The following is a 25,467-nucleotide window of genomic DNA, read 5'->3' on the forward strand; positions in this document are numbered from 1 at the left end:
CATTAAGTTATACAGCCATTCCACCGGTGTATAGAGATAGGACGTGTATGGATACACAAGAGCATATTGAAACTAGTTTTCAAGAGAGAGAATGTTTTCTTATTATTGAAAACTTTGCCTTATGGGAGGGGAGGGTTAATACAACCTATCTACGGAATATTTTAGGTGTTAGTCGTCAAAAAGCATCGGACTTATTTGCCCTTTACCAGCACTTGCATCCAGAAAACCTACATTATGACGCTTCTCTTAGAGGGCATGTTCCCACGGATGAATTTTCACCTTATTACGCTTCTGGGCATATAGATGATTATAGCCAGCTTCTTTATCGCAGCGGGCATCCGGACTACCTGTCTATTTTTGATGCAGGTTTCTGTTATTTAGAAGCACCTTTGCGAAATATCTCACCTACCTTGGTTCAACCAATTATGCGGGCGATTCGCGACAAGCTACGTATAGATATTGGGTATACGTCTCTAAGTAGTCCTGAATATGAATCCCGTATTATCTCACCCCATTGTTTAGTCTTTGATGGTATCCGTTGGCACGTTCGTGCGCATTGTGGAAAAAGTAATGATTTTCGCGATTTCGTACTCTCCCGTTTTAATGGCGAAGCCGAATTTGAAGGCCCCGCATTATATACGGCTGAACAAGATGAACGCTGGAATACATGGATTGACCTAATCATCCAACCAGATCCAAGACTTGCGCCTGAAAAACGTAGATTGTTGGAACTAGATTACCAAATGGAAAATGGCCAACGGGTTATACCTGTACGTGCTGCATTGGTTATGTATCTGATTCAGCGCCTACGGCTTGATCGCTATGATCAAAATCCTGAAGCCCAACAAATCATTATTGAACCTGAATGTCTCAAGCGTATTTCACATTACCTGCCTTAAAAAACGACATGTGTTTTTAACCAGCATTGCTGAGTTTATTTAAACGCGTTTGAATAAGCCCAGTCAGGATGACAGCAGGATATTGGAATAAGGTTAAGGATACCAAGGAAAAGGAAAAGCCAAGGATGGCTTATTAATAAACTAGGACACACGAATATGGATCAGTTGACCGATCTAAAAGCTATTTTGCATTCTCACCGAGCGAACCTTTATTACTTGGAACATTGCCGAGTGATGCAAAAAGATGGGCGTGTTCTATATCTCACTGAAGCGAATAAACAAAATCTCTATTACAACATACCTATAGCAAACACGACCGTATTGCTTTTAGGAACAGGTACATCTATTACTCAAGCAGCTATGCGGATGTTAGCGCAAGCGGGTGTCTTAGTCGGATTTTGTGGTGGCGGAGGGACGCCGTTATTAATGGCAACAGAGGTTGAATGGTTAACACCACAAAGTGAATACCGTCCAACTCAATATCTACAAGGTTGGCTTAGCTTCTGGTTTGATGATGAAAAGCGTTTTCAGGCGGGTAAACATATTCAACAAGCAAGAGTTACCTACCTTGAGCGAGTTTGGGGCAAAGATCGTGATCTAAAAAATGAAGGAATCTCCCTTGACGCAGGGGAACTCAAAACATCATTAATACGTTATACAGATAGACTGACAACAGCAGAAAAACCGGCCGATCTATTGTTAGCAGAAGCTCAGCTAACAAAATCCCTCTATAAGTTCATAGTACAATCGGTTTCTTTTGGGGATTTTAAACGTGAGCGAGAAGGCACCGATAAAGCTAATGCTTTTCTTAATCATGGTAATTATCTAGCTTATGGCTTGGCAGCCACCACTTTATGGGTATTGGGTATTCCTCACGGCTTTGCCGTAATGCATGGCAAAACACGGCGGGGAGCTCTAGTTTTTGATATCGCTGATTTAATAAAAGATGCCATCATCTTACCTTGGGCTTTCATCTGTGCGAAAGAAGGCGCAACGGAGCAGGAGTTCCGCCAACAATGTCTACAAGCTTTTACTGACCATAAGTCCTTAGAATTTATGTTTGAACAAGTGAAACAACTCGCTTTGCGCGGTGAGCCAGAAGAGGAAATCGTGCAATGATGGTCACCTTCGTTTCCCAATGCGAAAAAAATGCACTGAAGCGAACCCGCAGAGTGCTAGATGCTTTTGCTAATCGTATTGGCGATAACACATGGCAAACAGTTATCACCCAAGAAGGCTTATTAGCGGTAAAAAAACTACTTCGCAAAACCGCGAGTAAAAGCACAGCGGTGAGCTGCCACTGGATGCGATCTCGTTCTCGCAGTGAGTTGTTATGGGTGGTGGGGAATAAAAAACAGTTTAATGCTGAAGGTTATGTGCCGGTTAATAGGACGGAGCAGGATCTGCTCAGTAGCGATATAGCAGATAACTGGCGTTATTTACCTTTAATTAAAACCTTTACTGGGTTGGCAGCTCTATTGCACGACTGGGGCAAGGCTACGAAGCTGTTTCAGGATAAGCTGAACCCGTTATCAAAAAATAAATTCAAAGGTGATCCGTTGCGTCATGAGTGGATTTCCAGCTTATTGCTGATGTCGTTGATCCGTTCTGGTGAGAACCCTGCACAGGATCAAAGTTGGCTGGCTCCTTTGGTTGAGGAAAAACTAGACGAAAGTCAGTTACAAAAAGCCTTGTCTATACAAAAGGATCTATCTCAACCTTTTGAAAATCTTCCAGATGCTGCAAGTCTAGTGCTTTGGCTTGTGTTGTCCCATCATAGATTGCCGAAAGCTCAAGATCGGGATAAGGCTAGCTGTGCTGACCGAACTAACCAGACTCCCCAGCAATTGCTCGCTCGAATCAGTTGTCACTGGGGCTATGAGAACCACTTTGATGACGATGAGTTTCAACAGCGTCTGCCCGATTGTTTTGTCTTTCCGCAGGGCTTGCTGAGTGAGTCGTCTAAGTGGTGTACAGAACTCAGCCATCGAGCCCGTCAACTCAGTGAGCAGTTGCCTCTATTTTCCATGGCGGTTAACGATGGTAGCTGGCGAACGATTGCTCACCATGCCCGCTTATGCCTTATGCTAGGCGATCACTACTACTCTTCAAAAGATAACGATAAAGCGTGGAACTCCCCTGTTGATCTTTATGCTAATACGGGCTTGGGCCAGGATAATGAGCGTCAGCTAAAGCAGAAATTGGATGAGCACCTCGTCAAGGTAGCAGAGGCGGGTGTCGATGCTTGTCGCTTGTTGCCGGATTTTGAGACTGAATTGCCACTTGCTCAGGATATAGCTGAGCTTACTCCTAACAAATACCTGTCTCAGGAACTAAAAAAACAGTTTGGCTGGCAGGATAAAGCCGTGAATACTTTCACAAACTATCGCAAAGAGACTGAGGACAAAGTCAGCGGTTATTTTATTGTTAATATGGCCAGCACTGGACGTGGTAAAACGCTGGCCAACGCTAAAATAATACAGGCACTCTCAGAAGACCAACAAAGCCTACGCTTTATTCTGGCGTTAGGTCTTAGAACTCTAACTTTGCAGACTGGTGACGAGTATCGAGACCGAATCGGTCTAAAAGAGGATGAGTTGGCGGTATTGATTGGATCAAAAGCGATTCTGGAACTGCATCAGGGAGATAAGATTCCCCACGAGAAGGAAGAGCTCGACTCTGATGAAGAAGGGTTGGGGTCAGAGTCTGCAGAGTCTCTTTTAGATACAGGTGAGCAGATTGACTGGAACGAAAATGACGAATGCTGGCAGAACCTGTTACCGGAAGAAGGCCTGACGACCGTATTAGAGAATAAAAAAGACCGAGCACTGCTTTATGCACCAGTATTGGCCTGCACCATCGACCATATTATGGGGGCGACAGAAACCATACGAGGCGGTCGTTATATTTTACCTTGTCTGCGATTGATGTCATCGGACCTAGTGATTGATGAAATTGATGACTTTGTCGGTGAAGACCTAGTGGCTATTGGTCGTTTGATCCACTTGGCTGGCATGTTGGGGCGCAAAGTGATGATATCCTCGGCCACTATTCCGCCGGATTTGGCGCTGGCTTATTTTACCGCCTATCAAAAAGGCTGGTCGCTATTTGCCGCTAGCCGTAATCAGAACGATCAAGTTGCTGTGGGTTGGACCGACGAGTTTAAAACCAGTCTGGTAACGATCCATCAGGATGAAAACGCAGTTCAGTATTATCAGACGGCCCATGAAAACTTTGTTGCTAAACGTATCATCAAATTGAAGCAGGAGCCGGTTAAACGGCGCGCTGAGATTTTGCCTCTGCCGGAAAAAGGTGAAACAGACTCCATTGAATATCTGTTTTTCAGTACCGTGCAGCAAGGCATTCTGAGCAAACACCAACAACACTTTACTCAGGATGATAAAACTGGCATCCAAGTCTCTTTTGGCGTAGTACGCTGTGCCAATATTAAACCCTGTGTTGAATTGACGGAGTTCCTTTTAGCTGCAGACTGGCCAGATGATACTGAAGTACGGGTCATGGCCTATCACAGTCAGCAGGTGTTGCTACTGCGCCATGCCCAAGAGCAACATTTAGATAAGGTATTAAAACGCAAGCATTCGGTTAATGACCTGAAAGAAGGCGCTTTTTATCAGCCGGGGATACGGCAGCATCTGGATACTTGCGGCACCAAAAATCTGATTTTTATTCTGGTAGCGACGCCTGTTGAAGAAGTGGGCCGTGACCATGATTTCGACTGGGCGGTAGTCGAACCATCCTCTTATCGCTCCATTATTCAGCTGGCAGGGAGGGTACGCCGCCACCGGGATGCAGCGGATAATGACTGGCCGAATATGGCGCTGTTGCAGTACAACTTGAAGGGGTATGGAGGCAATAAAAAGGATGTTTTTAGTCGCCCAGGTTATGAACAAGGCACATGGCAGTTAGAACCCTCAAAAAGTCTGACGGATGTACTGGATGTGAAAGCGATAATAAAAAGTGTTGATGCAATACCACGCATTGAAAAAGATTCAGCTCCACCTTCTAAGAAGCTTGCGGCTCTAGAGCACTTTTCCATCAGTCGAACATTGGGCTGCCACTACCTGACTGGAGAAGCTAAAAGTGGTGTATCCAGAAGCCCGAAAACACTATGGGGCTACACCGATGATTATTGGTGGATGACCGCATTGCCACAGCAGTTTAACCGTTTTCGCCACAGCGCTCCTAGTTTAAGTCTGTATCGGGTATTGGATGAAAAATTAGGGCCTATCTTTAAAATTTATGACCGCCGAAACAGGCGCTGGGTACCTGTTGAGGGCGAGTTAGGTATTCAGAGTCAGCCGCTACCAGATCATCTGCAGCAACGGCTTTGGTTGGATCGGGACTATGAGGCTCTGGTGGTCGAGCAGTGCTGTATAAGAGATGAAGACCCCGAGCGTACATCGCAACGGCTGGGTGAATTGAATTTGAGTTTTTATCAGGATGGCAACCGCTATCGTTATAACGATCAACTGGGGTTGGTCAAAGCTGATTAAAGGATAAAAAAGGTTGGGAGAACATTATGATAGATCCTGCAATAGAAACCTTCTTTACTGAGCGTAAAGAGGGCTGGTTAAAGAAGAATATAAAAGCCAGCATGACCGAGGAAGAGGTTAGGGATAAAACCTTAGAGTGTGAAGAAGTTTTCGCGTTGATAAATTGGTTGCCAAATGCTGCTAAGCGAGCAGGGCAGATATCTTTATCAACACACCCCGTGACGTTTAGTCATCCGAGTGCGCGTAAAAATAAAAATGGTTACGCTAGCTCTGTTATTGCTGAAGCCGATTTCAAGCCAGATGGTTTTTTGCGTACTGGCAATGTGCAGGCAGAGCATGATGCCTTGGGGAATGCCGCAGCGCTGGATGTTTATAAATTTCTGACTTTGGTTATGGCGGATGGCGATACTTTACTGCATCACCTACAGCAAGGTAGTGAACTGGCAATAGAGTTGTTAGCAATAGCAGGGGATGTAGAATCGTTGAAGCAAGGCTTTCTGGCGATGGTTGTTGCTAATGATGAAGCAGTCACCAGTTCCAAAATAAAACAGGTCTATTTTCCTGTTGAGGAAGAGACAGAAGGCTATCACCTGCTTTCCGTGCTAAGTCATTCCGGTCATTTGTTTGAAATGCGTAAACGTTTAGATCATTTACGCTTTTCGGATTTCACTAAAGAAAAGCGGGAGTTGAGAAAAAATAATAAATACACTGAAACCGGTTATCAGGAGATCTATAACCTAACCACCATCGGTTATGGTGGCACTAAACCGCAAAATATTAGCGTGCTGAATAATCAAAATGCAGGTAAGGCACATCTGTTGTTATCTATGCCACCGGAGCTTTCTCCCCGAAATACCCGTTTACCGACCCGTAATTTTTTTGGTGATGTTCTTTATCCCAAACAACTGCAAGAAACCTTCCAGGCTTTTCACCGGCTGATCAGCGCTGATCACAATAACATTAATATTCGCAAAGGCTTGGACTACCGAATTGAGGAGTATCTGGATCATATGATTTTAAAAATGTGGCAGGTACGCAAGGGCTTTACCGAGCAAACTCATAGTCGACCAGAAGCTCTGCCTACATATCAGAAACTTTGGCTGTTACCAGAGTATGAGCAGGATCGTTTAGCTAATCAGGCTTGGGCGAATGAGCTAATTCGAGAGGCTGCCCGTCACTTTAATGCTAGCTATAAAAAAGTATTGGGTCGGTCGGCCATGGAGCTGGGAGACGATCTTTATCAACGTGTCACTCTGATTATTGAACAGAGTAAGGAGGCGCTGTTATGAATATCCGCCGCTTATTAGTGTTGCCGCATTTGAAGGTGCATAACGCCAACGCCCTCTCTAGCCCCTTCACTATAGGTTTTCCCGCGATGACCGCTTGGCTGGGATTTGTCCATGCTCTGCAGCGTCGTTTAAACACCAATGGTTATCCTGAGTTGATATTTACCGGTACCGGTGTCATCAGCCACCAGTGTGACCTGCAAACCTATCAAGGGCCGGGGGATTTCGTTCACTCCATCATAGGTACCGGTAATCCTTTAGACAAAGATGGCAATCGTTCCGCTTTTATCGAAGAAGCCCGCTGCCATCTGGATGTGTCCCTGCTGATTGAGTATAAGGCTGATGAAGCAACAGAAGATGCGGTTCTGCTGCCAGATTTCTTAAATAACGTCAGCCAGCAGCTGATGAGAATGAAAGTAGCGGGGGGTGATCTACAGAGCTTAAAAACGCCTATTCTTTCTGTGATAGAGGGAAGTGATGAGCAATCTCAGGCTAAGCTGATGCGCTCTTTGATGCCGGGTTTTGCTTTGATTGAACGGCGTGAATTGATGCAAAAAGCGATGGAGCAGGGCAGTGATGCGCTGGATGCGCTGTTGGAATATTTGACTGTGCATCACACCTGTACGCAGGATGATGATGGTAGCGTGAACTGGAAAAGTCAGCGCAAGTCCGATGCTGAGGGCAACAAGCTTGGCTGGATTGTGCCTATAGCCACTGGTTTTCATGGTATTAGTGAACCGGGATATGCGAAAAATCAGCGTGATCCAGAAACCCCGCATCGTTTTGCGGAAAGCGTTGTTACCTTAGGTGAGTTCAGGATGACACACCGGATTAAACAGCTGGATGATGTTATATGGCACTACTATAGTAACCCAGAAAAAAATCTCTATTTGTGCCAGCAGGCGCAAATCCAAACTAAAGAAATCGATAACGATGGCTTTCATTAAGTCGGATTAAGGAATAATCGGAGAACAACATGGCTAAAACAAAAGATACAGCATCGGTATTGGCGTTTGAGAAAAAACTAGTACCATCGGATGGCTATTTTTATGGCACCACTTGGGTTAACAAAGCAGAATCGACCCCGCTGGCACTACAGGAAAAATCGGTACGAGGTACCATCTCTAACCGTTTGAAGGCAGCGATAAAAAATGATCCAGCCAAACTGGATGCAGAAGTTGAGAAACCGAATCTGCAAACGGTAGACGCCTGTGCGTTAGGCACGGAACAAGACACCCTAAAACACTACTTCACCTTGAAAATTTTGGGTGGTGTTGAAACCCCATCTGCTTGTAACAATGCAGCCTTTAAGACCAGTTATCAACAGGCCGCAAAAAATTATATCGAAAAAGAGGGCTTTAAAGAGTTGGCGCGTCGTTATGCGGTCAATATCGCCAATGCCCGTTTTTTGTGGCGCAATCGTGTTGGTGTTGAGCAGATTGAGGTACAGGTTAACGTCCTAAATAAAGGACAGGAAGCTAGTTGGACCTTTGACGCTACTCAGTACAGTACTCGACATTTTGACTATGAAGATGCGCAGATTAGTAAGTTGAGTGAAAAAATTGCTCATGCTTTGTCAACTGCAGATGGTTGTCTGATGCTGGAAATTACAACCTACGCTCAAATGGGTAAGGCTCAGGAAGTTTATCCATCAGAAGAGCTGGTGCTGGACAAAGGTAAAAGCAAAAAGAGCAAGGTTTTATATCAGGTGAAGGGTTATGCGGCGATGCATTCGCAGAAAATTGGTAATGCGTTGCGCTCTATCGACACTTGGTACCCTGCTTTTGAAGATGAACAAGCTACAGCAGGGCCGATTGCGATTGAGCCTTATGGCGCGGTTACTAACTTGGGGGCTGCGTTTCGCACACCAAAAAAGAAGCAGGATTTTTATACCCATTTTGATAAATGGGCACGTGGCGAAGCGCTGTCACGGGTAGAGGATGAGCACTATGTTATGGCAATTTTAGTGCGCGGCGGAGTCTTCGGCGAGAGCGATAAGTAGGAGTCCGTTATGAACTACTACCAAGACATCACATTGTTACCGGATGCGGATATTGCACTAGGTTTTCTCTGGCAGAAAATCTATCAGCAAGTGCATATCGCCTTAGTGGAGCAGAAGGTGGATGCACAGCATAGTGCTATAGCGGTCAGCTTCCCGGCTTATGGCGGTAAAGGCTTTCCTTTGGGTAATAAGCTGAGGGTGCTGGCTAAAGAAAAAGAGCAATTGGAAACATTAAATCTCGCTGGATTTCTGAGTCGATTCGAGGATTACACGCATCTTAAATCAATACAGCCAGTGCCGGAGGGCGCACCTCTTGTTACCTTCGTCCGCAAGAAAGTAAAAGGGCTGGCTCGTATCGAAAAAGATATGCAGGCTAAAGCGGAGCTTTGGGCAAAACAATCAGGACAAAGCATTGCGGACTGTCTAAAACAGCTTGAAAAAACCAAACCAAAGGCAGAATCAAAAGCGCCTTTTATTTGGATGGAAAGCCAAGAAACCAAAGCGGGGAATTCCAAGGGCGCCGCCAGATTCCCACTGTTCATTGAACGAATAAAGGTCAGTGACGCGCAAGAAGGGCTTTTTAACTGCTATGGCCTGAGCGCCTTAAGTGGAGATCAAGCTTCTACTGTTCCTGATTTTTAACCAAAAAAATTGCTCTTTAAAAATAAGTAATAGAAACAGATAGTTACAGCAAGACTGAAAATAAAGGTATTTATTGATATTTTTATTTAAGTCTTTGTTGTAACTGTTTTTTATTGTACATTTTCATAGTTCACTGCCGCACAGGCAGCTTAGAAAAAACAGTTGATGAGCTAGTGCAGGATTTTAATGTTCACTGCCGCACAGGCAGCTTAGAAAATGATCGAGCGCAGCCAAAACACCATTTTCATGTTCACTGCCGCACAGGCAGCTTAGAAATCTTCTTATAAGCCTTCTTCGGCTCCTAATTTGTTCACTGCCGCACAGGCAGCTTAGAAATTCTCTACTTCATTTATAGATATTTTATTTTTGTTCACTGCCGCACAGGCAGCTTAGAAAAGAGCGTCATTATTCGCAGCTTTTAGCGCTTCGTTCACTGCCGCACAGGCAGCTTAGAAAGAGTTAAGCCGTCACTTCAGGTGACGATGGATGTTCACTGCCGCACAGGCAGCTTAGAAAGACCCATTAACACATTCAAGTAGGTTTACTGAGTTCACTGCCGCACAGGCAGCTTAGAAAGAGTAGATCCGCTGTACCAAATGTATCCATTTGTTCACTGCCGCACAGGCAGCTTAGAAAAGAGCTGGCGCAAGGTCAAAGCGGGGATGGAGGTTCACTGCCGCACAGGCAGCTTAGAAAGGCAGTAAGTAGTTGGCCACCTATGCCAATAGGTTCACTGCCGCACAGGCAGCTTAGAAAAATCGGTGCCAATACCTGGACGACGACTCATAGTTCACTGCCGCACAGGCAGCTTAGAAAGTCCGGTGGTTTTGATAATGGTTCCCTGGCTGGTTCACTGCCGCACAGGCAGCTTAGAAATACCTTAGTTCCGCTTATTTTTACATACATTCGTTCACTGCCGCACAGGCAGCTTAGAAAGCCTTGGAGTTCTGTCAATAACTGTACGGAGCGTTCACTGCCGCACAGGCAGCTTAGAAAGTAACAATAACAACAACAAAATCGTTAATGTTGTTCACTGCCGCACAGGCAGCTTAGAAACTACCCCGTCTGATTACAATACGGTAGCACTAGTTCACTGCCGCACAGGCAGCTTAGAAAGTACAGGCCCATAAGGATACGAACTGTTTGATGTTCACTGCCGCACAGGCAGCTTAGAAAGTCAGTAGCATTTAGCCATTCGTCATCGCCAAGTTCACTGCCGCACAGGCAGCTTAGAAATATATCTAACTGCCAGCGGCAACTTGGTGGTTGTTCACTGCCGCACAGGCAGCTTAGAAATACAAAACTACTAACCGTACCTAACACATTACGTTCACTGCCGCACAGGCAGCTTAGAAACATGCATACAACGGATAGCCCATTGTCTAGAAGTTCACTGCCGCACAGGCAGCTTAGAAAAAGCAAGCCGATACCAGCCGTAAGCAACTGACGTTCACTGCCGCACAGGCAGCTTAGAAATTCTGGCTAATTGGGGCGCGTTATCAACAGTAGTTCACTGCCGCACAGGCAGCTTAGAAATGATCAACCCATTGATAGTGATCTTCTGCAAGGTTCACTGCCGCACAGGCAGCTTAGAAATGATAGAAAAAGCGCTCAATCATTACGGTGGTGTTCACTGCCGCACAGGCAGCTTAGAAAGCCTGCGTATCTTTGGTGGCCCTACATCCATACGTTCACTGCCGCACAGGCAGCTTAGAAATAAAGAATATACCGTAGCAGTAACAGATTACGGTTCACTGCCGCACAGGCAGCTTAGAAATACATGTACAGGATAACCGCCGATATTAAACAGTTCACTGCCGCACAGGCAGCTTAGAAAGTATAGCAAAATTCCTAAAAATGGATTCACTAGTTCACTGCCGCACAGGCAGCTTAGAAAAAACAGTCCGCCCACAAAACTACTAACCGTACGTTCACTGCCGCACAGGCAGCTTAGAAATCATGGAGCCGGATGGGGAGATTCAAGAATTCGTTCACTGCCGCACAGGCAGCTTAGAAAAGGTACCGGATCAATTACCAAGGAGTTTTAATGTTCACTGCCGCACAGGCAGCTTAGAAATAACTTATTTCAGGTAATAAAAAACCCCGTTACGTTCACTGCCGCACAGGCAGCTTAGAAATGAATATATAAAACACTCTTTATTGATTTTAGGTTCACTGCCGCACAGGCAGCTTAGAAATCTTTACTTTCTAGCGATTTTACAAACTTATAGTTCACTGCCGCACAGGCAGCTTAGAAACTGTGTCTCGATCACTTCGCGGCCTCTGGCTCTGTTCACTGCCGCACAGGCAGCTTAGAAAATATCAAGAACCTACCAACGAACGAGAAACCAGTTCACTGCCGCACAGGCAGCTTAGAAACTTCAGTTCTCAGCTGCAAGGGCGTTTTTATTGTTCACTGCCGCACAGGCAGCTTAGAAACATTGAGTATTGAGAATTAACGCAATTTCGTGGTTCACTGCCGCACAGGCAGCTTAGAAATAGATGAAGATTTAGATGAAAACGAAGAGTGAGTTCACTGCCGCACAGGCAGCTTAGAAAGTCACGCGGGGAACAGTGGCAGCTATCACAATGTTCACTGCCGCACAGGCAGCTTAGAAATGTTCTTACTGTGCGCACGCTGGTGGTTGTGCGTTCACTGCCGCACAGGCAGCTTAGAAACAATCGAATGGGCACTCTGCGCGGAGCGGGTAGTTCACTGCCGCACAGGCAGCTTAGAAATAACTAGTCAATATGCACGGCTTGAAATTAATGTTCACTGCCGCACAGGCAGCTTAGAAAGAAACCGGAAAAGCCCAGCGTTTTGGATTGGTGTTCACTGCCGCACAGGCAGCTTAGAAAAGATACCAAGAAATGCAGTTTACCATTTACTAGTTCACTGCCGCACAGGCAGCTTAGAAATCCGTGGATTCACCCCCGAGCAATGCCATGCCGTTCACTGCCGCACAGGCAGCTTAGAAATGATAGACGAAGCCACTAAAGAACAACCCAGAGTTCACTGCCGCACAGGCAGCTTAGAAAGTACCCATTCCCTGAGAGACACAGCTCTTACCGTTCACTGCCGCACAGGCAGCTTAGAAAATTAACAATAACAAAATCGTCAGGATAGACATGTTCACTGCCGCACAGGCAGCTTAGAAAATCAGCAGTTAGATCCCCCGTTGTGATCTTAAGTTCACTGCCGCACAGGCAGCTTAGAAATGACATTAAATGCCCCCTGTTACCGGTGTTGAGTTCACTGCCGCACAGGCAGCTTAGAAAATTCATGAGCATAAGCGAGGGCGTAGATAAAAGTTCACTGCCGCACAGGCAGCTTAGAAAGCTTCGGTATTCGAACTCGTGCAAATGAAGAGGTTCACTGCCGCACAGGCAGCTTAGAAATTGCGGAGAAGTACCATCAGTGGAAGAAGTCTGTTCACTGCCGCACAGGCAGCTTAGAAATTATACGCCGCGTAAGCGCGTCTCACTGTCTTGTTCACTGCCGCACAGGCAGCTTAGAAAAAGCACCGCGCGCTTCGTAAAAGTTTCTCTTAGTTCACTGCCGCACAGGCAGCTTAGAAATCTACTGAATCATTAAGCTCTGCGATTAGTTCGTTCACTGCCGCACAGGCAGCTTAGAAATATCTATAACGGCAGAAACTAAGGATGAGTTCGTTCACTGCCGCACAGGCAGCTTAGAAAACGTTTACGCTCTTTCTTCTGACCAGATCCGCGTTCACTGCCGCACAGGCAGCTTAGAAATGATAAGAAGCCTAGCTATTAAAACTATGTAAGTTCACTGCCGCACAGGCAGCTTAGAAACCGGCTTCGTAACTGGAGCAGGATTGAGCTTTTGGGGATTTGGGAATAGCTTAATAATCCGAGTTTTAAAGTCCTCGAATTCGAGGACTTTAAAAGAGAGGCGGGTCTTAACAGCTTTACCTTAACCCCGAAACAATGGATAAAAACCGGGACTGAGTGGAATGCTTATCTGGAGTGATAACGTGAAGGAGGGAGTATCGCACAAAGGATGACCCCGAGCAGTAAGTAGATGGTGGCTCGCTCCGCCGTGCCACCGGCCAGCAGCTCTTTGGTCGCACCTCGGAGTGCTATAGGCTGCTAGGCAGAACATAATTATAGGATAAAAAAGCAATGGCGGGAACTCAAGAAATTATAAGTATCGACTATGATAGGTAGCTTAGAAACGGGCTTTGTAACGGAGCATCATTGAATTTTTTGGGATTTGGGAGTAGCTGAATAATCCTGGCTTTAAACCCGTCGAATTCGACGGGTTTAAAAAAGAGGCTGGACTTAATAGCTTCACCCTAGCACTCAAGCAGTGGATCGAATCGACCAATGCTAAAGGGCTGGTTTCCAGGCGAGGCCGTTATGGTGGCACCTTCGCGCAAAAAGATATTGTCTTTGAGTTTGCCAGCTAGATCTCTGTTGAATTCAAGCTCTATCTGATTAAAGAGTTTCACTGCTCACAGGCAGCTTAGAAAGGTAGTGCTTCGCTCGCACTCTAATTCGTCTAGGCACCCGTTCCGGGCATAAGGGTAAGCGCCTACAGGGAGAGATTGTCTGTAGGAGGCCAACCTTTGGTCGAAGAGGGTTGTGTGTTGATCGGGTTAAGTGCGTAATTTATTCGCCCACGGGGTGGGCTCCTACAAGGGATTATGTTTTTTTAGGGTTGGGTGCGTAATTCATTCGCTCACAGGGTGAGCTCCTACACCGGACGTGCGTGTAGGAGGTCAACCTTTATGCCCGGAACGGGTGTCTGGCCGAATGGGCTTGAGCGCTCGTTATGCGCTAACTTGGAACACGCTGACCAACTGATTGAGCTTGTTGGCGGTGTTTTTCACTGAGGTGGAGCGTTCTTGTAGCGTGCTAATCGAGCCATTCATCTGTTCTGCGGAGACGCCTACCCGTCGGGCGGCATCACCGTGACGTTGGCTGTTATCATTTAGCTGTTTGATAGCTAAAAACATATGCTCTACGAGGTTGTGCAAGGAGGCGTTTTCATTCGAAGCTTGTTCAGTTTTTCTCAAGTTGCGATCAACTTCTTGCACCCCGGATTCCATAAAATCTACGGCGCTTTGAGTTTCTTGCTGAATCCCTTCGATCATCCGTTGAATCTCATTCGCCGAAGCGGCGGTGCGATGCGCTAAGCCGCGAACTTCTTCCGCGACAACGGAAAAGCCTCGGCCATGCTCACCGGCTCGGGCTGCTTCAATGGCAGCATTAAGCGCCAATAGATTGGTTTGGTTGGTGATGTCGCTGATAACGCCAATAATCTTACCGACTTCAACGGTACGGCTATTCAGTGAGTTAACCTGTTTCGCCGATGTTTCAACGATGTTGCGAATATCTTCAGTACCAGAGCGCACGGATTCAAACTGTTGACGGGCCTCCGACACTACCGTATCCATTGCTTCTTTAAGAGATTCAGCGGTGTTCGAGGCCTGACTAATTTCAGTCAGTTGCTCTTCGAGCAGCACCAATATCTCCTGAATCGCATCACTAACCTCAGCCGATACCTGATAAGCCTCTTTATTGGTATCGAGCATTGCTTGGTTGGTCTGTTTAACGTGGCTGCTAGAGGTAATTACTTGGCCAACAATACCATCGAGGTTATCAATAAAACTATTGATCCAGCGTGCCATATCGCCTGTTTCATCGGCGACCAGTTTGTGGGGTTCTACCCGTTGTCGCAAGTTACCTTCACCCTCGGCAATGGTGCGAATAACCTCTGTCATATCATCGAGCCGAGATGCTAGCCTGTTGGTACTGAGTTTAGGGAACATCAGTGTTGTAATCAGTAATAACAGCAGCGATAGCCCATCAATTGTATATTGCGGTAGCTCGGTGAAGGTATGCAGGGCGCTGTTAACACCTAGAATGACTGCGGCAGTGAGGCCAAAGCCTTTCATTAAGCTTAGGTTGATTGAGCGGCGACGATAGACCTCTTCTAAATCACCTTCGCACATCATACCCCAGCGGTCGGGCGAGCCTTTTAGTTGAAAGGTTACTCCCTTGCCGATCACCGGAATGTGGCGATAGTCAGAATAACCGGGGTAGGTGATAAATAGATTTTCACCGTTACGAATAGTTTCGCGTACACCTGGATGGAGTTGGCCAGTGGCGGGATCGGTAAACCGTAACTCTAGCTCGGTATGGCGTTGGACTCTGACCGTACCCCATTGGGTGTGGATACCACTTTTTAAATTCTCGCCGTGGGAAAAAGTGTTATCTTCAAATCGGGAGCGTGATAGCGCTGTACCTGGCTGAATATTCCGGTTGAAATGAGAATCGACCATAAAAATATAGTTATCACCGGATTCAGGATAAATATGGCCTGCTTCCCGTTGGATTAGGTCACCGAGGACATCGTTCGGTACACGACCACAAATAGCCCCGATAGGTTCGCCATTGTGCTCAATGGGTTGGTAGAACATCAGAGTGACTTCATCGTGGAAGTTGGAGCTAGAGGCTCCAATATCTAGCGTGAGAGAGTCAGTGTAGGGACCATGTAAAAACTGTTGTTTTACGCCTTGAGTCCATGCAGCACTAGCAAGGTCGGATGCGCCTATATGAGCGCGATGAGTCGAACTGATGACTGTGCCTTGAAGGTCGATCAAAAACAGTTCAGAAAAATCGCGGTTCGCTTCTAGACGTTGGTTGAGCCACGACTGATCAATATTATCAAAGTTGGGGCCAAGGTGTTCAGCGAGAAAGGCGAGCTGATCCCATTGGTTTTCCACCCACTGATTAAGAATTTTTACTCGAGTGGCAGCAATACCTTCAAAGGTTTGCTCGACTGATGAATAGGTATGGCGGTTTAGAAAGCAGGATTTATACATCGCAAACTTGCCTGTGCTGCCAAACCAGTTAAGCCACTTTCGCTCCTGCGGGCTGAGGTCCATTGAACTACTTTTAAGTTGAGTCATGACTGCGACTACCCTCAAACAGTGTAAAAAGATATAATTAATTATGCTAATGCAAATAATATGCCATTAAGTTGTGCGATAATGAATTCAAAAGAGAAACTCCCTGAGGGAGCAATCTTCGCCAGCTTCGTGGCATGTGGAGCATTTTTTTTGGTGCGTGTTGTAATAACGGTTAGATTTTATTGCACCAGATTGGTGCGGTATTGCGGGGTGAATGTAGGAGGTCAGTTTCTGGCTGAAGAGATCTTCCATTGTGATGAGCCTTGGGGTAGGGGCGTTTTTCGGAAGGTTAGCGAGGCTTTTGCTCTTGCACTGGTTTGGGGCATAAGGTGAGTATCTACAAGGTGGATTAATCCCACCAAAAATACCAGCTGTCGTGGTTGATTAGCATAGATGCGAGTTTAGCGACGCTTTCTACGCCTTGGTCTACGATGTCGTTGCAGTAAGCGTATTGCTGCCAAGCGAGTGCCATCGCGTCTTCTTCGGTTGTGGGTGGGTTGCTAATATGGGCTTCGATCAGGTCATTGCTGACGGCAACGATCTGTGCGCCGTACGCTTGCTGCCAGTGTTTCCATATAGCGCAGTGGATGTCTGGGGTAGGGCATTGGTTCCAGCCACCAAAATTGAAGTAAGCAGGTATTTTCCAGTTACGATCTGTCTTTATTTTTGCGCCGATTAAATCGTTGATCGGCTCGCCCGTCATAATGTCTTGGGCTAGGCTGAAGCTTTGTTTCTCTTTTGATTCACCTTGCCAGGTGCCGGTAATTGCGGGGAGGTCAATTTCGCCTTTTAGTGCATTCAGCTGTTCTGTTAGCCAGATGTTGGGGTTGATCAATGTTGAGGCTTTGATGATCTCTTTTGGGCTGTTCTGGCGGGATTCTATGGTGTCTTCGATGTAGGTTAGATCTTCTTGGGTACCGCAGACGATAACCTTGGTGTCTTTGCCGCAGGATTTAATTGCTTTGTTATAAGCGGTTGTGGCGTCAAGGTTAATAAATTTCATAGGGTGACTCTAAGTTTTTATCGATGTTAGTGAATGGAATATACAAAAAAGCCCGATGATTTCTCATCGGGCTTTTTGTTAGCATTAAGTAATTAGATTACTTAGCTGCGTTCTTTTCTTTAACTTCAGCAATAACAGCTTCAGCTACGCTTGATGGACAAGCGCTGTAGTGTGAGAACTCCATAGAGAACTGACCACGGCCGGATGTCATTGTACGTAGGTGTCCGATATAACCGAACATTTCAGATAGAGGTACATCCGCTTTAATACGAACGCCTGAACCTGCAGTTTCCTGACCAGAGATCATGCCGCGACGACGGTTAAGGTCACCGATAACATCACCTACGTGATCTTCTGGCGTGAACACGTCAACTTTCATGATAGGTTCAAGAAGCTGCGCGCCTGCTTTAGGGATAGACTGACGGAATGCGCCTTTTGCAGCGATTTCGAAGGCTACAGCAGAGGAGTCAACCGCGTGGAAACCACCGTCGAAAAGCTCTACTTCAACGTCTAGTACTGGGAAGCCAGCTAGAACACCTTGTTCCATCATGCTGCTGAAGCCTTTCTCAACTGCAGGGAAGAATTCTTTAGGTACGTTACCACCAACAACTGTAGAGGTGAACGTGAAGCCAGAGTTTGGCTCACCTGGTTTGATACGGTAATCGATTTTACCAAACTGACCAGAACCACCAGACTGTTTCTTATGGGTATAAGAATCTTCAATCTCTTTAGTGATTGTTTCGCGGTAAGCTACTTGTGGCTCACCAACAATTAGGTCAACGCCGTAAGTACGTTTAAGGATATCTACTTTGATATCTAGGTGAAGCTCGCCCATACCACGTAGGATAGTCTGGCCGCTGTCTTCATCAGTGTGTACTAGGAAAGTTGGATCTTCTGCTACCATTTTACCAATGGCTAGACCCATTTTCTCAGCACCGCCTTTATCTTTAGGCTCAACAGCGATAGAGATTACTGGCTCAGGGAATACCATAGCTTCAAGCGTACATTCATGTTTAGGATCACAAAGTGTGTGACCTGTCTGTACGTTTTTCATACCTACGATAGCGATGATGTCACCCGCTTGAGCGGAATCAAGTTCTTTACGCTCGTCGGCTTCCATTTCACACATACGACCTACACGTTCAGTTTTGCCAGTGAACGAGTTAAGGATAGTGTCGCCTTTCTTCAACTTACCGGAGTAGATACGGATAAAGGTAAGGGCACCGAAACGGTCATCCATGATTTTAAATGCAAGGGCACGGAATGGCTCGTCTACAGATACAGTTGCTACTTCACCTGTTGGCTCACCTAGTTCATCAGTTAGATCCTGTGGAACAACTTCTGTTGGTGCTGGTAAGTAGTCGATAACCGCATCAAGAATTAGCTGAATACCTTTGTTCTTGAATGCAGAACCACAGTAAGTAGGGAAGAACGCTAGTTCAAGTGTACCTTTACGGATGCAACGTTTGATCTCTTCAGTAGAAGGCACTTCGCCTTCCATGTAAGCCATCATTAGGTCGTCATCTTGCTCAACCGCTGTTTCAATAAGTTGATCGTGGTACATGTCAACGTCATCTACCATATCGGCAGGTACGTCTTCAATTTTGAAGTTTTCAGGAAGACCTGTGTCATCCCAAACGTAAGCTTTTTTGCTAAGAACGTCTACAACACCAACAAAGTCATCTTCACGACCGATTGGTAGAGTCATAACAAGAGGCTTAGCCGCAAGTACGTTCTCGATCTGGTCAACAACTTTAAAGAAGTCAGCACCTAAACGGTCTAGTTTGTTAACAAAGATGATACGGGAAACGCCGGATTCATCAGCATAACGCCAGTTAGTTTCTGACTGAGGTTCAACACCGCCAGAACCACAGAATACGCCGATGCCGCCATCAAGTACTTTAAGGGAACGGTAAACTTCAACTGTGAAGTCAACGTGTCCCGGAGTATCGATTACGTTCATACGGTGATCTTTCCAGAAAGTGGTGATCGCCGCTGACTGAATAGTAATACCGCGCTCAGCTTCCTGTTCCATGAAGTCAGTAGTAGATTCACCATCGTGAACCTCACCAGTCTTATGGATTTTACCCGTAAGCTTTAGGATACGTTCTGTTGTAGTGGTTTTACCCGCATCAACGTGCGCGAAAATACCAATGTTTCTGTACTTGGATAGGTCTGTCATCTCTTTACTCGACTATGTGAGGTCCTAAAATTGCGCGACAGTATACAGTCTTTTTTATTACTTTTCGAAGAAAAATTACAAGTAAATGGGGCTTTTGATTAGTTTTTTTTTATCTTAAAAGTTTATTGTGAAGTTGGCGCTATAAATGATGGCTTTTTCTATTGAATAGGTAGGGGAAAGACAGGGGGATGATAGGGTTGTTTTTAGTCTGCAAAATAGGCTGATTTTTATAGTGCTGTTCTTTAGCTATTTACGAAGGCTATGTGTGAAGAATACTGCGTTTGGTCAATTTATTTATGATTTGAGCTTTTTCTCTGCTGGTTGAGTGGTGCATGAGTATTCATGGGTCGCTATAATGCGCCCTCATTTTAGTTTGTATAGTAGTGAGTCAATATAGATGGATGCTCTTGATGAGATCAAAGAATTTTTAGCTTGTGAAACTCCTGATTTATGGATTCAGGCGGCACTGGCCAATCAGGATATTTTATTGATCGACCATGCGCACTGTGAGAAAAAAGCGGCTTCTACTGCAATGCGTTTGATGTTTCGTTATGTTGACCGTGTTGATCTGCTTAATAAAATGTCCCGTTTGGCGCGAGAGGAGTTGATCCACTTTGAGCAGGTTCTGGCGATTATGCAGGCGCGAGGAGTGGTTTACACGCATCTTTCGTCGGCGCGCTATGCGGGTGGTATGCTTAAAAAGGTGCGTACATATGAGCCCGGCCATTTGATTGATTTACTTATCGTAGGGGCTTTTATTGAAGCGCGTTCTTGTGAACGTTTTGCCAAGCTTGCGCCTCATTTAGATGATGAGCTGGCTAAGTTTTATCGCTCATTGCTTAAATCGGAAGGGCGTCACTATCAAGATTATTTAGGTTTAGCTGAAGAGTATGCAGGTGAGCCTATTGAGGAACGTATTCAGGTGTTTCGGGAGGTTGAACAAGGTTTAATTGAACGTGATGATGATGAGTTCCGCTTCCATAGTGGTAAACCTACTTTCATCTCTTGATATTTATCGCTGTATAAACGCTTGCGAGGCAAGTGTTTATTGTAGGCAGAGGGCTCGCTGACTGCCTGTGGTTATTTAGCTATTTCAAAACTGATTAGTTGGTAGCCGTCGTGATCCATTTTTAGGTACCAGCCTAAAGATTCCCAATCGCCTAAGACAATTCTCGTCGCTTCATTACCTTCTATTGTTAGCTTATGTATAGCTGGTCGATGGGTATGGCCGTGAATCATAAGTTGAACATGCGCATCGTTAAGCCGTTTATTGACTTCATCCGCATTGACATCAGTGATGTAATCATCTTTTTCGGCCGTGCGCTCTTTGCTTGTTGCCCGCAGTTGCTTAGCCAGTGCGATGCGCTCCGCGATCGGTTTGCTGAGGATCTCATTTTGCCATGCGGGATTGCGTACCATTGCCCGAAACTGCATATACTCTTGATCATCAGTACAGAGTTGATCGCCATGCAGGATAAGCGCGTTGCCAATAGGTAGTGAATGAACTATCTGTTCAGGTAAGAGCTCTGCGCCGATACTATCGGTAAATGCTTTGCCGACTAAAAAGTCACGATTGCCATGCTGAAAGTAAATTTTGCAGCCGGAGTCGCTAAGTTGTTTTAGTTGAGAAACTAAAGGCTCAATACCGGGCACAGGAGCATCGTCACCGATCCAAGCATCAAAGATATCACCTAACAGGTATAGGGCTTCAGCACCTTTGGCTGTGTGTGATAGGAAAGATGAAAACGCCCGAGAGAGATCCGGGCGTTCAGGTTTCAGATGTAAATCTGAGATAAAATAAACCGACATGCTTACTCTTCGGTACTTGCTGCTTCGGTTTCAGTTGTTTCGTCAACCAGCTCGGCAGATTCAATGATGATGTCTTCAACAGGGACATCTTGATGGCCTGCGCGCATAGTTGTCGCTACAGTTTTTAATTTGTTAACAACATCCATCCCATCTACAACTTTACCGAAGACTGTATAACCCCAACCTTCTGTTGTTTTAGCTGAGTGATCAAGAAACGTATTGTCTGATACGTTAATAAAGAACTGTGCAGATGCGCTGTGAGGATCCATTGTCCGCGCCATTGCTACAGTGCCTGTTGAATTAGAAAGTCCGTTGTCGGCTTCATTTTCAATTGTTTCGCGGGTTACTTTTTGAACCATGCCCGGTTCAAATCCACCGCCCTGAAGCATAAAACCGTTAATTACGCGGTGAAAAATCACACCATCGTAAAAACCATCGGTTACATATTGTTCAAAGTTTTCTGCTGTTTTTGGGGCTTTTTCGTAATCAAGCTCTAAGGATATGTCACCAAAATTGGTATGGAGAATTATCATCGTTATAGTGTCCACTTCTTCGCCTTTAACCGGGACATTATACTCAAGTCGAAAAGAAACGCATCCTTGTTTGTTCTTTAGGAGTAACTCTAAAGGCAATAGTTGCTTCTATATAAGGGAAGAAACCAAATAATCTAAAAATAGATCAATTTGTTTGTTTGTTCTCTGCCATTTGTATAGAGCATCCGTTTATAATGGGGCAACTTTTTACTCGCCTTTAGGTTTATCCATATATCAGGGCGATACAGAATTCATGCTATTCCAGGATTAAGACGCTACCTATGAGCACAACAGAAAGCAGCAAACCAACGAACTTCATCCATCAAGTGATAGAGCAGGATCTGGAGCAAGGTAAAAACGACGGTAAAGTGGTTACCCGTTTTCCTCCAGAGCCCAATGGTTACTTGCACATTGGTCATGCTAAATCTATCTGTTTGAATTTTGGAACAGCAGAAAAGTATAAGGGTGGATGTAATCTACGTTTTGATGACACAAACCCAGAGAAAGAGAGCCAAGAATATATCGACTCTATTATTGAAGATGTGACTTGGCTTGGATTCCAGTGGCAGGGTGATATCTGTTATACCTCTAATTACTTCGATCAACTTTATGCTTGGGCTGTGCACCTTATTAAAGAGGGTAAAGCTTATGTATGTGATTTGGGGCCGGATGAAGCGCGTGAGTATCGTGGTAACTTCACTACACCGGGTAAAGATAGCCCTTATCGCAACCGCAGCGTTGAAGAGAATCTAGCGCTGTTTGAAAAAATGAAAAACGGTGAGTTTGCTGAGGGTGCTTGCTCTTTACGTGCAAAAATAGATATGCAATCACCTAATATGAACCTGCGTGATCCGATGATCTACCGCATTATCCATACCAGTCATCATCAGACAGGGGATAAATGGTGTATCTATCCTATTTATGATTTTGCCCATGGCCAATCTGATGCAATCGAAGGTGTGACACACTCTATCTGTACCTTAGAGTTTGAAGACCACCGTCCACTTTACGAATGGTTTCTTGAAAACTTGCCGGTTCCTGTTGTCCCTAAACAGTATGAGTTTTCCCGTTTAGAGCTTAACTATACTATTACCAGTAAGCGTAAGCTTAAACAGCTGGTGGATGATAATAAGGTGACTGGTTGGAATGATCCACGTATGCCGACTATTTCAGGCTTGCGTCGTCGTGGTTATACCCCCGCATCATTGCGTAACTTCTGCGATATGGTCGGTGTTACGCGCTCTAATGGCGTGGTTGATATGGGTATGCTCGAAGCCGCAGTGCGCGAGGATCTGGATAAAAATGCACCTCGGGCTATGTGTGTTGTGCGTCCATTAAAAGTGACGATCACTAATTATGATGAGGCGTTGGAGGAGTGGTTTGAGCTACCTAAACATCCTAAAGATGAAACTATGGGTATGCGCAAAGTTCCATTTACACGTAATTTGCTAATAGAGCAGGATGACTTTGCCGAAGTGCCACCACGTAAGTGGAAACGTTTAACTCAAGGTGTAGCCGTTCGTTTACGTGGTGCATACGTAATCACTTGTGATGAAGTGATTAAAGACGCAGAGGGTAATGTAGTCGAGCTGAAATGCTCATACGATCCTGCGACTAAGGGCGCTAATCCTGAAGGTTATAAACCTAAAGGGGTTATCCATTGGGTGTCAGCTGATAACTCTGTCCCATGTGAAGTACGCGAATATGATCGTTTGTTTACAGTGGAAAATCCAGAAGCTGATAAAGAGCGTGACTTTAATGAATTTATCAATCCAGAGTCACTCGTGGTAGTAACCGGCGGGCGCTGCGAGAGTGGTTTAGCGGATGCGGCAGTTGAAAGTCGCTACCAATTTGAACGGACTGGTTATTTTTGTGTTGATGCTGATTCGACCGCCGACAAATTAGTTTTTAACCGCACTGTGACCTTACGAGATTCTTGGGGTAAGTAAAACACTTGCTCTAAGGTTGGGTGCACGATAAAAAAACGGTCTCTTTAAGAGGCCGTTTTTTTATGCACCTATCAGGCTAGCTCCGATTGAACAGTTAAGCATTAACGCCCTCACGGCAGGCATTGAGCAAGCGTTCGGCAAAATCATCTTCGTTCACTGCCCGTGCAATGGCTAAGCCGCCGATCATCATGACCGCTTTTCTCATGGCTTCGTTTTCAGTTAGTGTCTTTTCGGTTTCATTAAGTGTGTGCATATTGTTAATAAAACCTTTTAATACACGGGTATATGTTGCCCTGACATTGTCATCCCGTTGATGTATGTCGGTGGTTAAAAACGCAAGAGGACAAGAGAACTCGCCTTGTCGATGTTTATCGCTTAAGTAGGTCTCAATAATATCAGCGAATTTAAAGCCAGATCGCTCTATCGTATGCGCTTTAGCAAGGTGGGCGGCACTTACAATAGCTTCGGCATAGAGCTCACTTTTAGACGTAAAGTGATTGTAAAATGCGCCTCGTGTGAGGCCCGCATGTTTCATCACATCATTAATCGCCACGTTATCAAAACCATTTTTGGTAAAAAGCTGTGCAGCGCTGTTAATGATCTTTTCGCGGCTTGTGTTTTTCTGTTCTATTGTCCAACCCATTAGCTATCGCTCCTCGCTTGCGTTAAATGAGTATGGCATAGGTTTAAAATATGTTCTTGAACATATGGTGGTAGTTACTACAGTGGTACCTCATTATTCATAAAACTGGAGTACAGTTATGACCGCACCTATTAAAATTTACGGCCCCTCTTTTAGCACCTTTGTACGTAGTGTCATGATGGCCTGTGAACTTAAAGGACTCGCTTATGAAGTTACGACAGAGGTTAATGGTGAAGAGGTTGGCTTTCATACCGCGGGTCATAAAGCGATTCATCCTTACACTAAATTTCCTGTTCTATTAACGGAGCAAGGCCCAATTGCTGAGACTGTCGCAATTTTGCATTACTTAGAGAATGCATACGGTGGTACGCCCCTTTATCCAACAGATGCTTTTGCCCAAGCACAGGTTGAGCAGTGGAGTGGCATTAGTGGCATTTATGTGGATTTTGATATTGTTCGGAAAGTGCTTTTGGAGTTTATTTTTCCTAAAGGTGAAGATGGCTCAGTCCGTATGGACAAAGTAGAAGCGGCACTGCCTAAGGTTGAAAGCGCTTTGGCGATTGTTGCTGAACAGTTAGCCGATCAGCCTTATCTTTGTGGTGATGATCTAACGGCAGCCGATTTGATTTTGATTCCAATTATCGACTACATCGAAAAAGCGGATGTAGGTAAGCCCCGCGTAGCTGAGCATGCAAATCTATTAGCCTATATTAATAGAATACGTAAAGAAGCATTCGCTAAAGATATTCTTAGCTAGAGTATTCCCTTGTAGGAGGTCAGCCACTGGCCGAAGAATGGTGTTTTGATTGGGTTTTGAGGTGTGATTTATTCGGGTGCTTTTTGTGGATTTTTACACGTAATTCTTTCGCTCACAGGGTGGGCTCCTACACTGGGCGTGCACGTAGGAGGCCAGCCTCTGGCCGAAGGGTTATGTGATATCGGGTTAAGTGCGTAATTTATTCAGGTGCTTTTTTCGGATTTCTGCACGTAATTCTTTCGCTCACAGGGTGGGCTCCTACACTGGGCGTGCACGTAGGAGGCCAGCCTCTGGCCGAAGGGTT

The 25,467-nt window shown here is 45.4% G+C and carries 16 protein-coding genes and 1 CRISPR repeat array; of the genes, 10 read left to right on the forward strand and 6 right to left on the reverse strand.

Annotation, left to right across the window (positions count from 1 at the left end):
• Positions 1 to 47: 47 nt before the first annotated feature.
• From Q4486_RS03730 to cas6f, 7 genes are all read left to right on the forward strand, one after another.
• On the forward strand, positions 48 to 899 hold the full coding sequence (locus tag Q4486_RS03730) for a WYL domain-containing protein (RefSeq protein WP_303415263.1): 852 nt from the start codon (positions 48 to 50) through the stop codon (positions 897 to 899).
• Between the two features lie 156 nt (positions 900 to 1,055).
• The gene (gene cas1f, locus Q4486_RS03735) at positions 1,056 to 2,018 is read left to right on the forward strand and encodes a type I-F CRISPR-associated endonuclease Cas1f (RefSeq protein ID WP_303518353.1); all 963 of its coding nucleotides are present in this window, start codon (positions 1,056 to 1,058) and stop codon (positions 2,016 to 2,018) included.
• On the forward strand, positions 2,015 to 5,413 hold the full coding sequence (gene cas3f, locus Q4486_RS03740; protein ID WP_303518355.1) for a type I-F CRISPR-associated helicase Cas3f: 3,399 nt from the start codon (positions 2,015 to 2,017) through the stop codon (positions 5,411 to 5,413). The genes cas1f and cas3f overlap by 4 nt, the downstream gene beginning before the upstream one ends.
• Before the next feature lie 26 nt (positions 5,414 to 5,439).
• Positions 5,440 to 6,702: a type I-F CRISPR-associated protein Csy1 gene (gene csy1 / locus Q4486_RS03745; protein ID WP_303518356.1), complete on the forward strand. Its 1,263-nt coding sequence runs from the start codon at positions 5,440 to 5,442 to the stop codon at positions 6,700 to 6,702.
• Positions 6,699 to 7,646, forward strand: a complete 948-nt coding sequence (csy2, locus tag Q4486_RS03750; RefSeq protein ID WP_303518358.1) for a type I-F CRISPR-associated protein Csy2 — start codon at positions 6,699 to 6,701, stop codon at positions 7,644 to 7,646. Before csy1 ends, csy2 begins: the two co-directional genes overlap by 4 nt.
• 29 nt (positions 7,647 to 7,675) lie before the next feature.
• Entirely contained in the window at positions 7,676 to 8,701 is a 1,026-nt protein-coding gene (gene csy3 / locus Q4486_RS03755) for a type I-F CRISPR-associated protein Csy3 (RefSeq protein ID WP_303518360.1), read from the forward strand.
• Positions 8,702 to 8,710: 9 nt separating this feature from the next.
• Complete coding sequence (gene cas6f, locus Q4486_RS03760; protein WP_303518361.1) at positions 8,711 to 9,343, forward strand: type I-F CRISPR-associated endoribonuclease Cas6/Csy4; 633 nt, start codon at positions 8,711 to 8,713, stop codon at positions 9,341 to 9,343.
• Between the two features lie 128 nt (positions 9,344 to 9,471).
• Positions 9,472 to 13,162: a CRISPR direct-repeat array (repeat unit 28 nt; unit sequence GTTCACTGCCGCACAGGCAGCTTAGAAA).
• A 980-nt stretch (positions 13,163 to 14,142) separates the two neighbouring features.
• On the opposite strand, the gene Q4486_RS03770 is transcribed toward cas6f, so the two are convergent.
• The 3 genes from Q4486_RS03770 to fusA form a co-directional block, all read right to left on the reverse strand.
• Positions 14,143 to 16,287 (reverse strand): methyl-accepting chemotaxis protein, encoded by a 2,145-nt coding sequence (locus tag Q4486_RS03770; RefSeq protein ID WP_303415254.1) that lies wholly within the window; start codon positions 16,285 to 16,287, stop codon positions 14,143 to 14,145.
• 349 nt (positions 16,288 to 16,636) lie between these two features.
• Entirely contained in the window at positions 16,637 to 17,290 is a 654-nt protein-coding gene (locus tag Q4486_RS03775) for a DUF4253 domain-containing protein (RefSeq protein WP_303518364.1), read from the reverse strand.
• A 97-nt stretch (positions 17,291 to 17,387) separates the two neighbouring features.
• Positions 17,388 to 19,472 (reverse strand): elongation factor G, encoded by a 2,085-nt coding sequence (gene fusA / locus Q4486_RS03780; protein ID WP_303518367.1) that lies wholly within the window; start codon positions 19,470 to 19,472, stop codon positions 17,388 to 17,390.
• A gap of 397 nt (positions 19,473 to 19,869) precedes the next feature.
• Here fusA and Q4486_RS03785 point away from each other — a divergent pair, with 397 nt between their 5' ends.
• Positions 19,870 to 20,481, forward strand: a complete 612-nt coding sequence (locus tag Q4486_RS03785; protein WP_303415249.1) for a tRNA-(ms[2]io[6]A)-hydroxylase — start codon at positions 19,870 to 19,872, stop codon at positions 20,479 to 20,481.
• A 71-nt stretch (positions 20,482 to 20,552) separates the two neighbouring features.
• Here Q4486_RS03785 and Q4486_RS03790 read toward each other — a convergent pair whose 3' ends face one another.
• Positions 20,553 to 21,281, reverse strand: coding sequence for a UDP-2,3-diacylglucosamine diphosphatase (locus Q4486_RS03790; protein WP_303518368.1), 729 nt, complete (start codon positions 21,279 to 21,281; stop codon positions 20,553 to 20,555).
• A gap of 2 nt (positions 21,282 to 21,283) precedes the next feature.
• The gene (locus Q4486_RS03795; protein WP_303415717.1) at positions 21,284 to 21,814 is read right to left on the reverse strand and encodes a peptidylprolyl isomerase; all 531 of its coding nucleotides are present in this window, start codon (positions 21,812 to 21,814) and stop codon (positions 21,284 to 21,286) included.
• 281 nt (positions 21,815 to 22,095) lie between these two features.
• Here Q4486_RS03795 and Q4486_RS03800 point away from each other — a divergent pair, with 281 nt between their 5' ends.
• Positions 22,096 to 23,763: a glutamine--tRNA ligase/YqeY domain fusion protein gene (locus Q4486_RS03800; protein WP_303415246.1), complete on the forward strand. Its 1,668-nt coding sequence runs from the start codon at positions 22,096 to 22,098 to the stop codon at positions 23,761 to 23,763.
• A 94-nt stretch (positions 23,764 to 23,857) separates the two neighbouring features.
• Here the strand turns inward: Q4486_RS03800 and Q4486_RS03805 are convergent, their stop codons facing one another.
• Positions 23,858 to 24,406 carry a TetR/AcrR family transcriptional regulator gene (locus Q4486_RS03805; protein ID WP_303518370.1) on the reverse strand — a complete coding sequence of 183 codons (549 nt, stop codon included), beginning with the start codon at positions 24,404 to 24,406 and terminating at the stop codon, positions 23,858 to 23,860.
• A 118-nt stretch (positions 24,407 to 24,524) separates the two neighbouring features.
• Here Q4486_RS03805 and Q4486_RS03810 point away from each other — a divergent pair, with 118 nt between their 5' ends.
• Positions 24,525 to 25,163 (forward strand): glutathione S-transferase family protein, encoded by a 639-nt coding sequence (locus Q4486_RS03810; RefSeq protein ID WP_303518372.1) that lies wholly within the window; start codon positions 24,525 to 24,527, stop codon positions 25,161 to 25,163.
• Positions 25,164 to 25,467: the final 304 nt, after the last annotated feature.

This window comes from Neptuniibacter sp. 2_MG-2023, assembly GCF_030547495.1.
Taxonomy (GTDB): Bacteria; Pseudomonadota; Gammaproteobacteria; order Pseudomonadales; family Balneatricaceae; genus Neptuniibacter.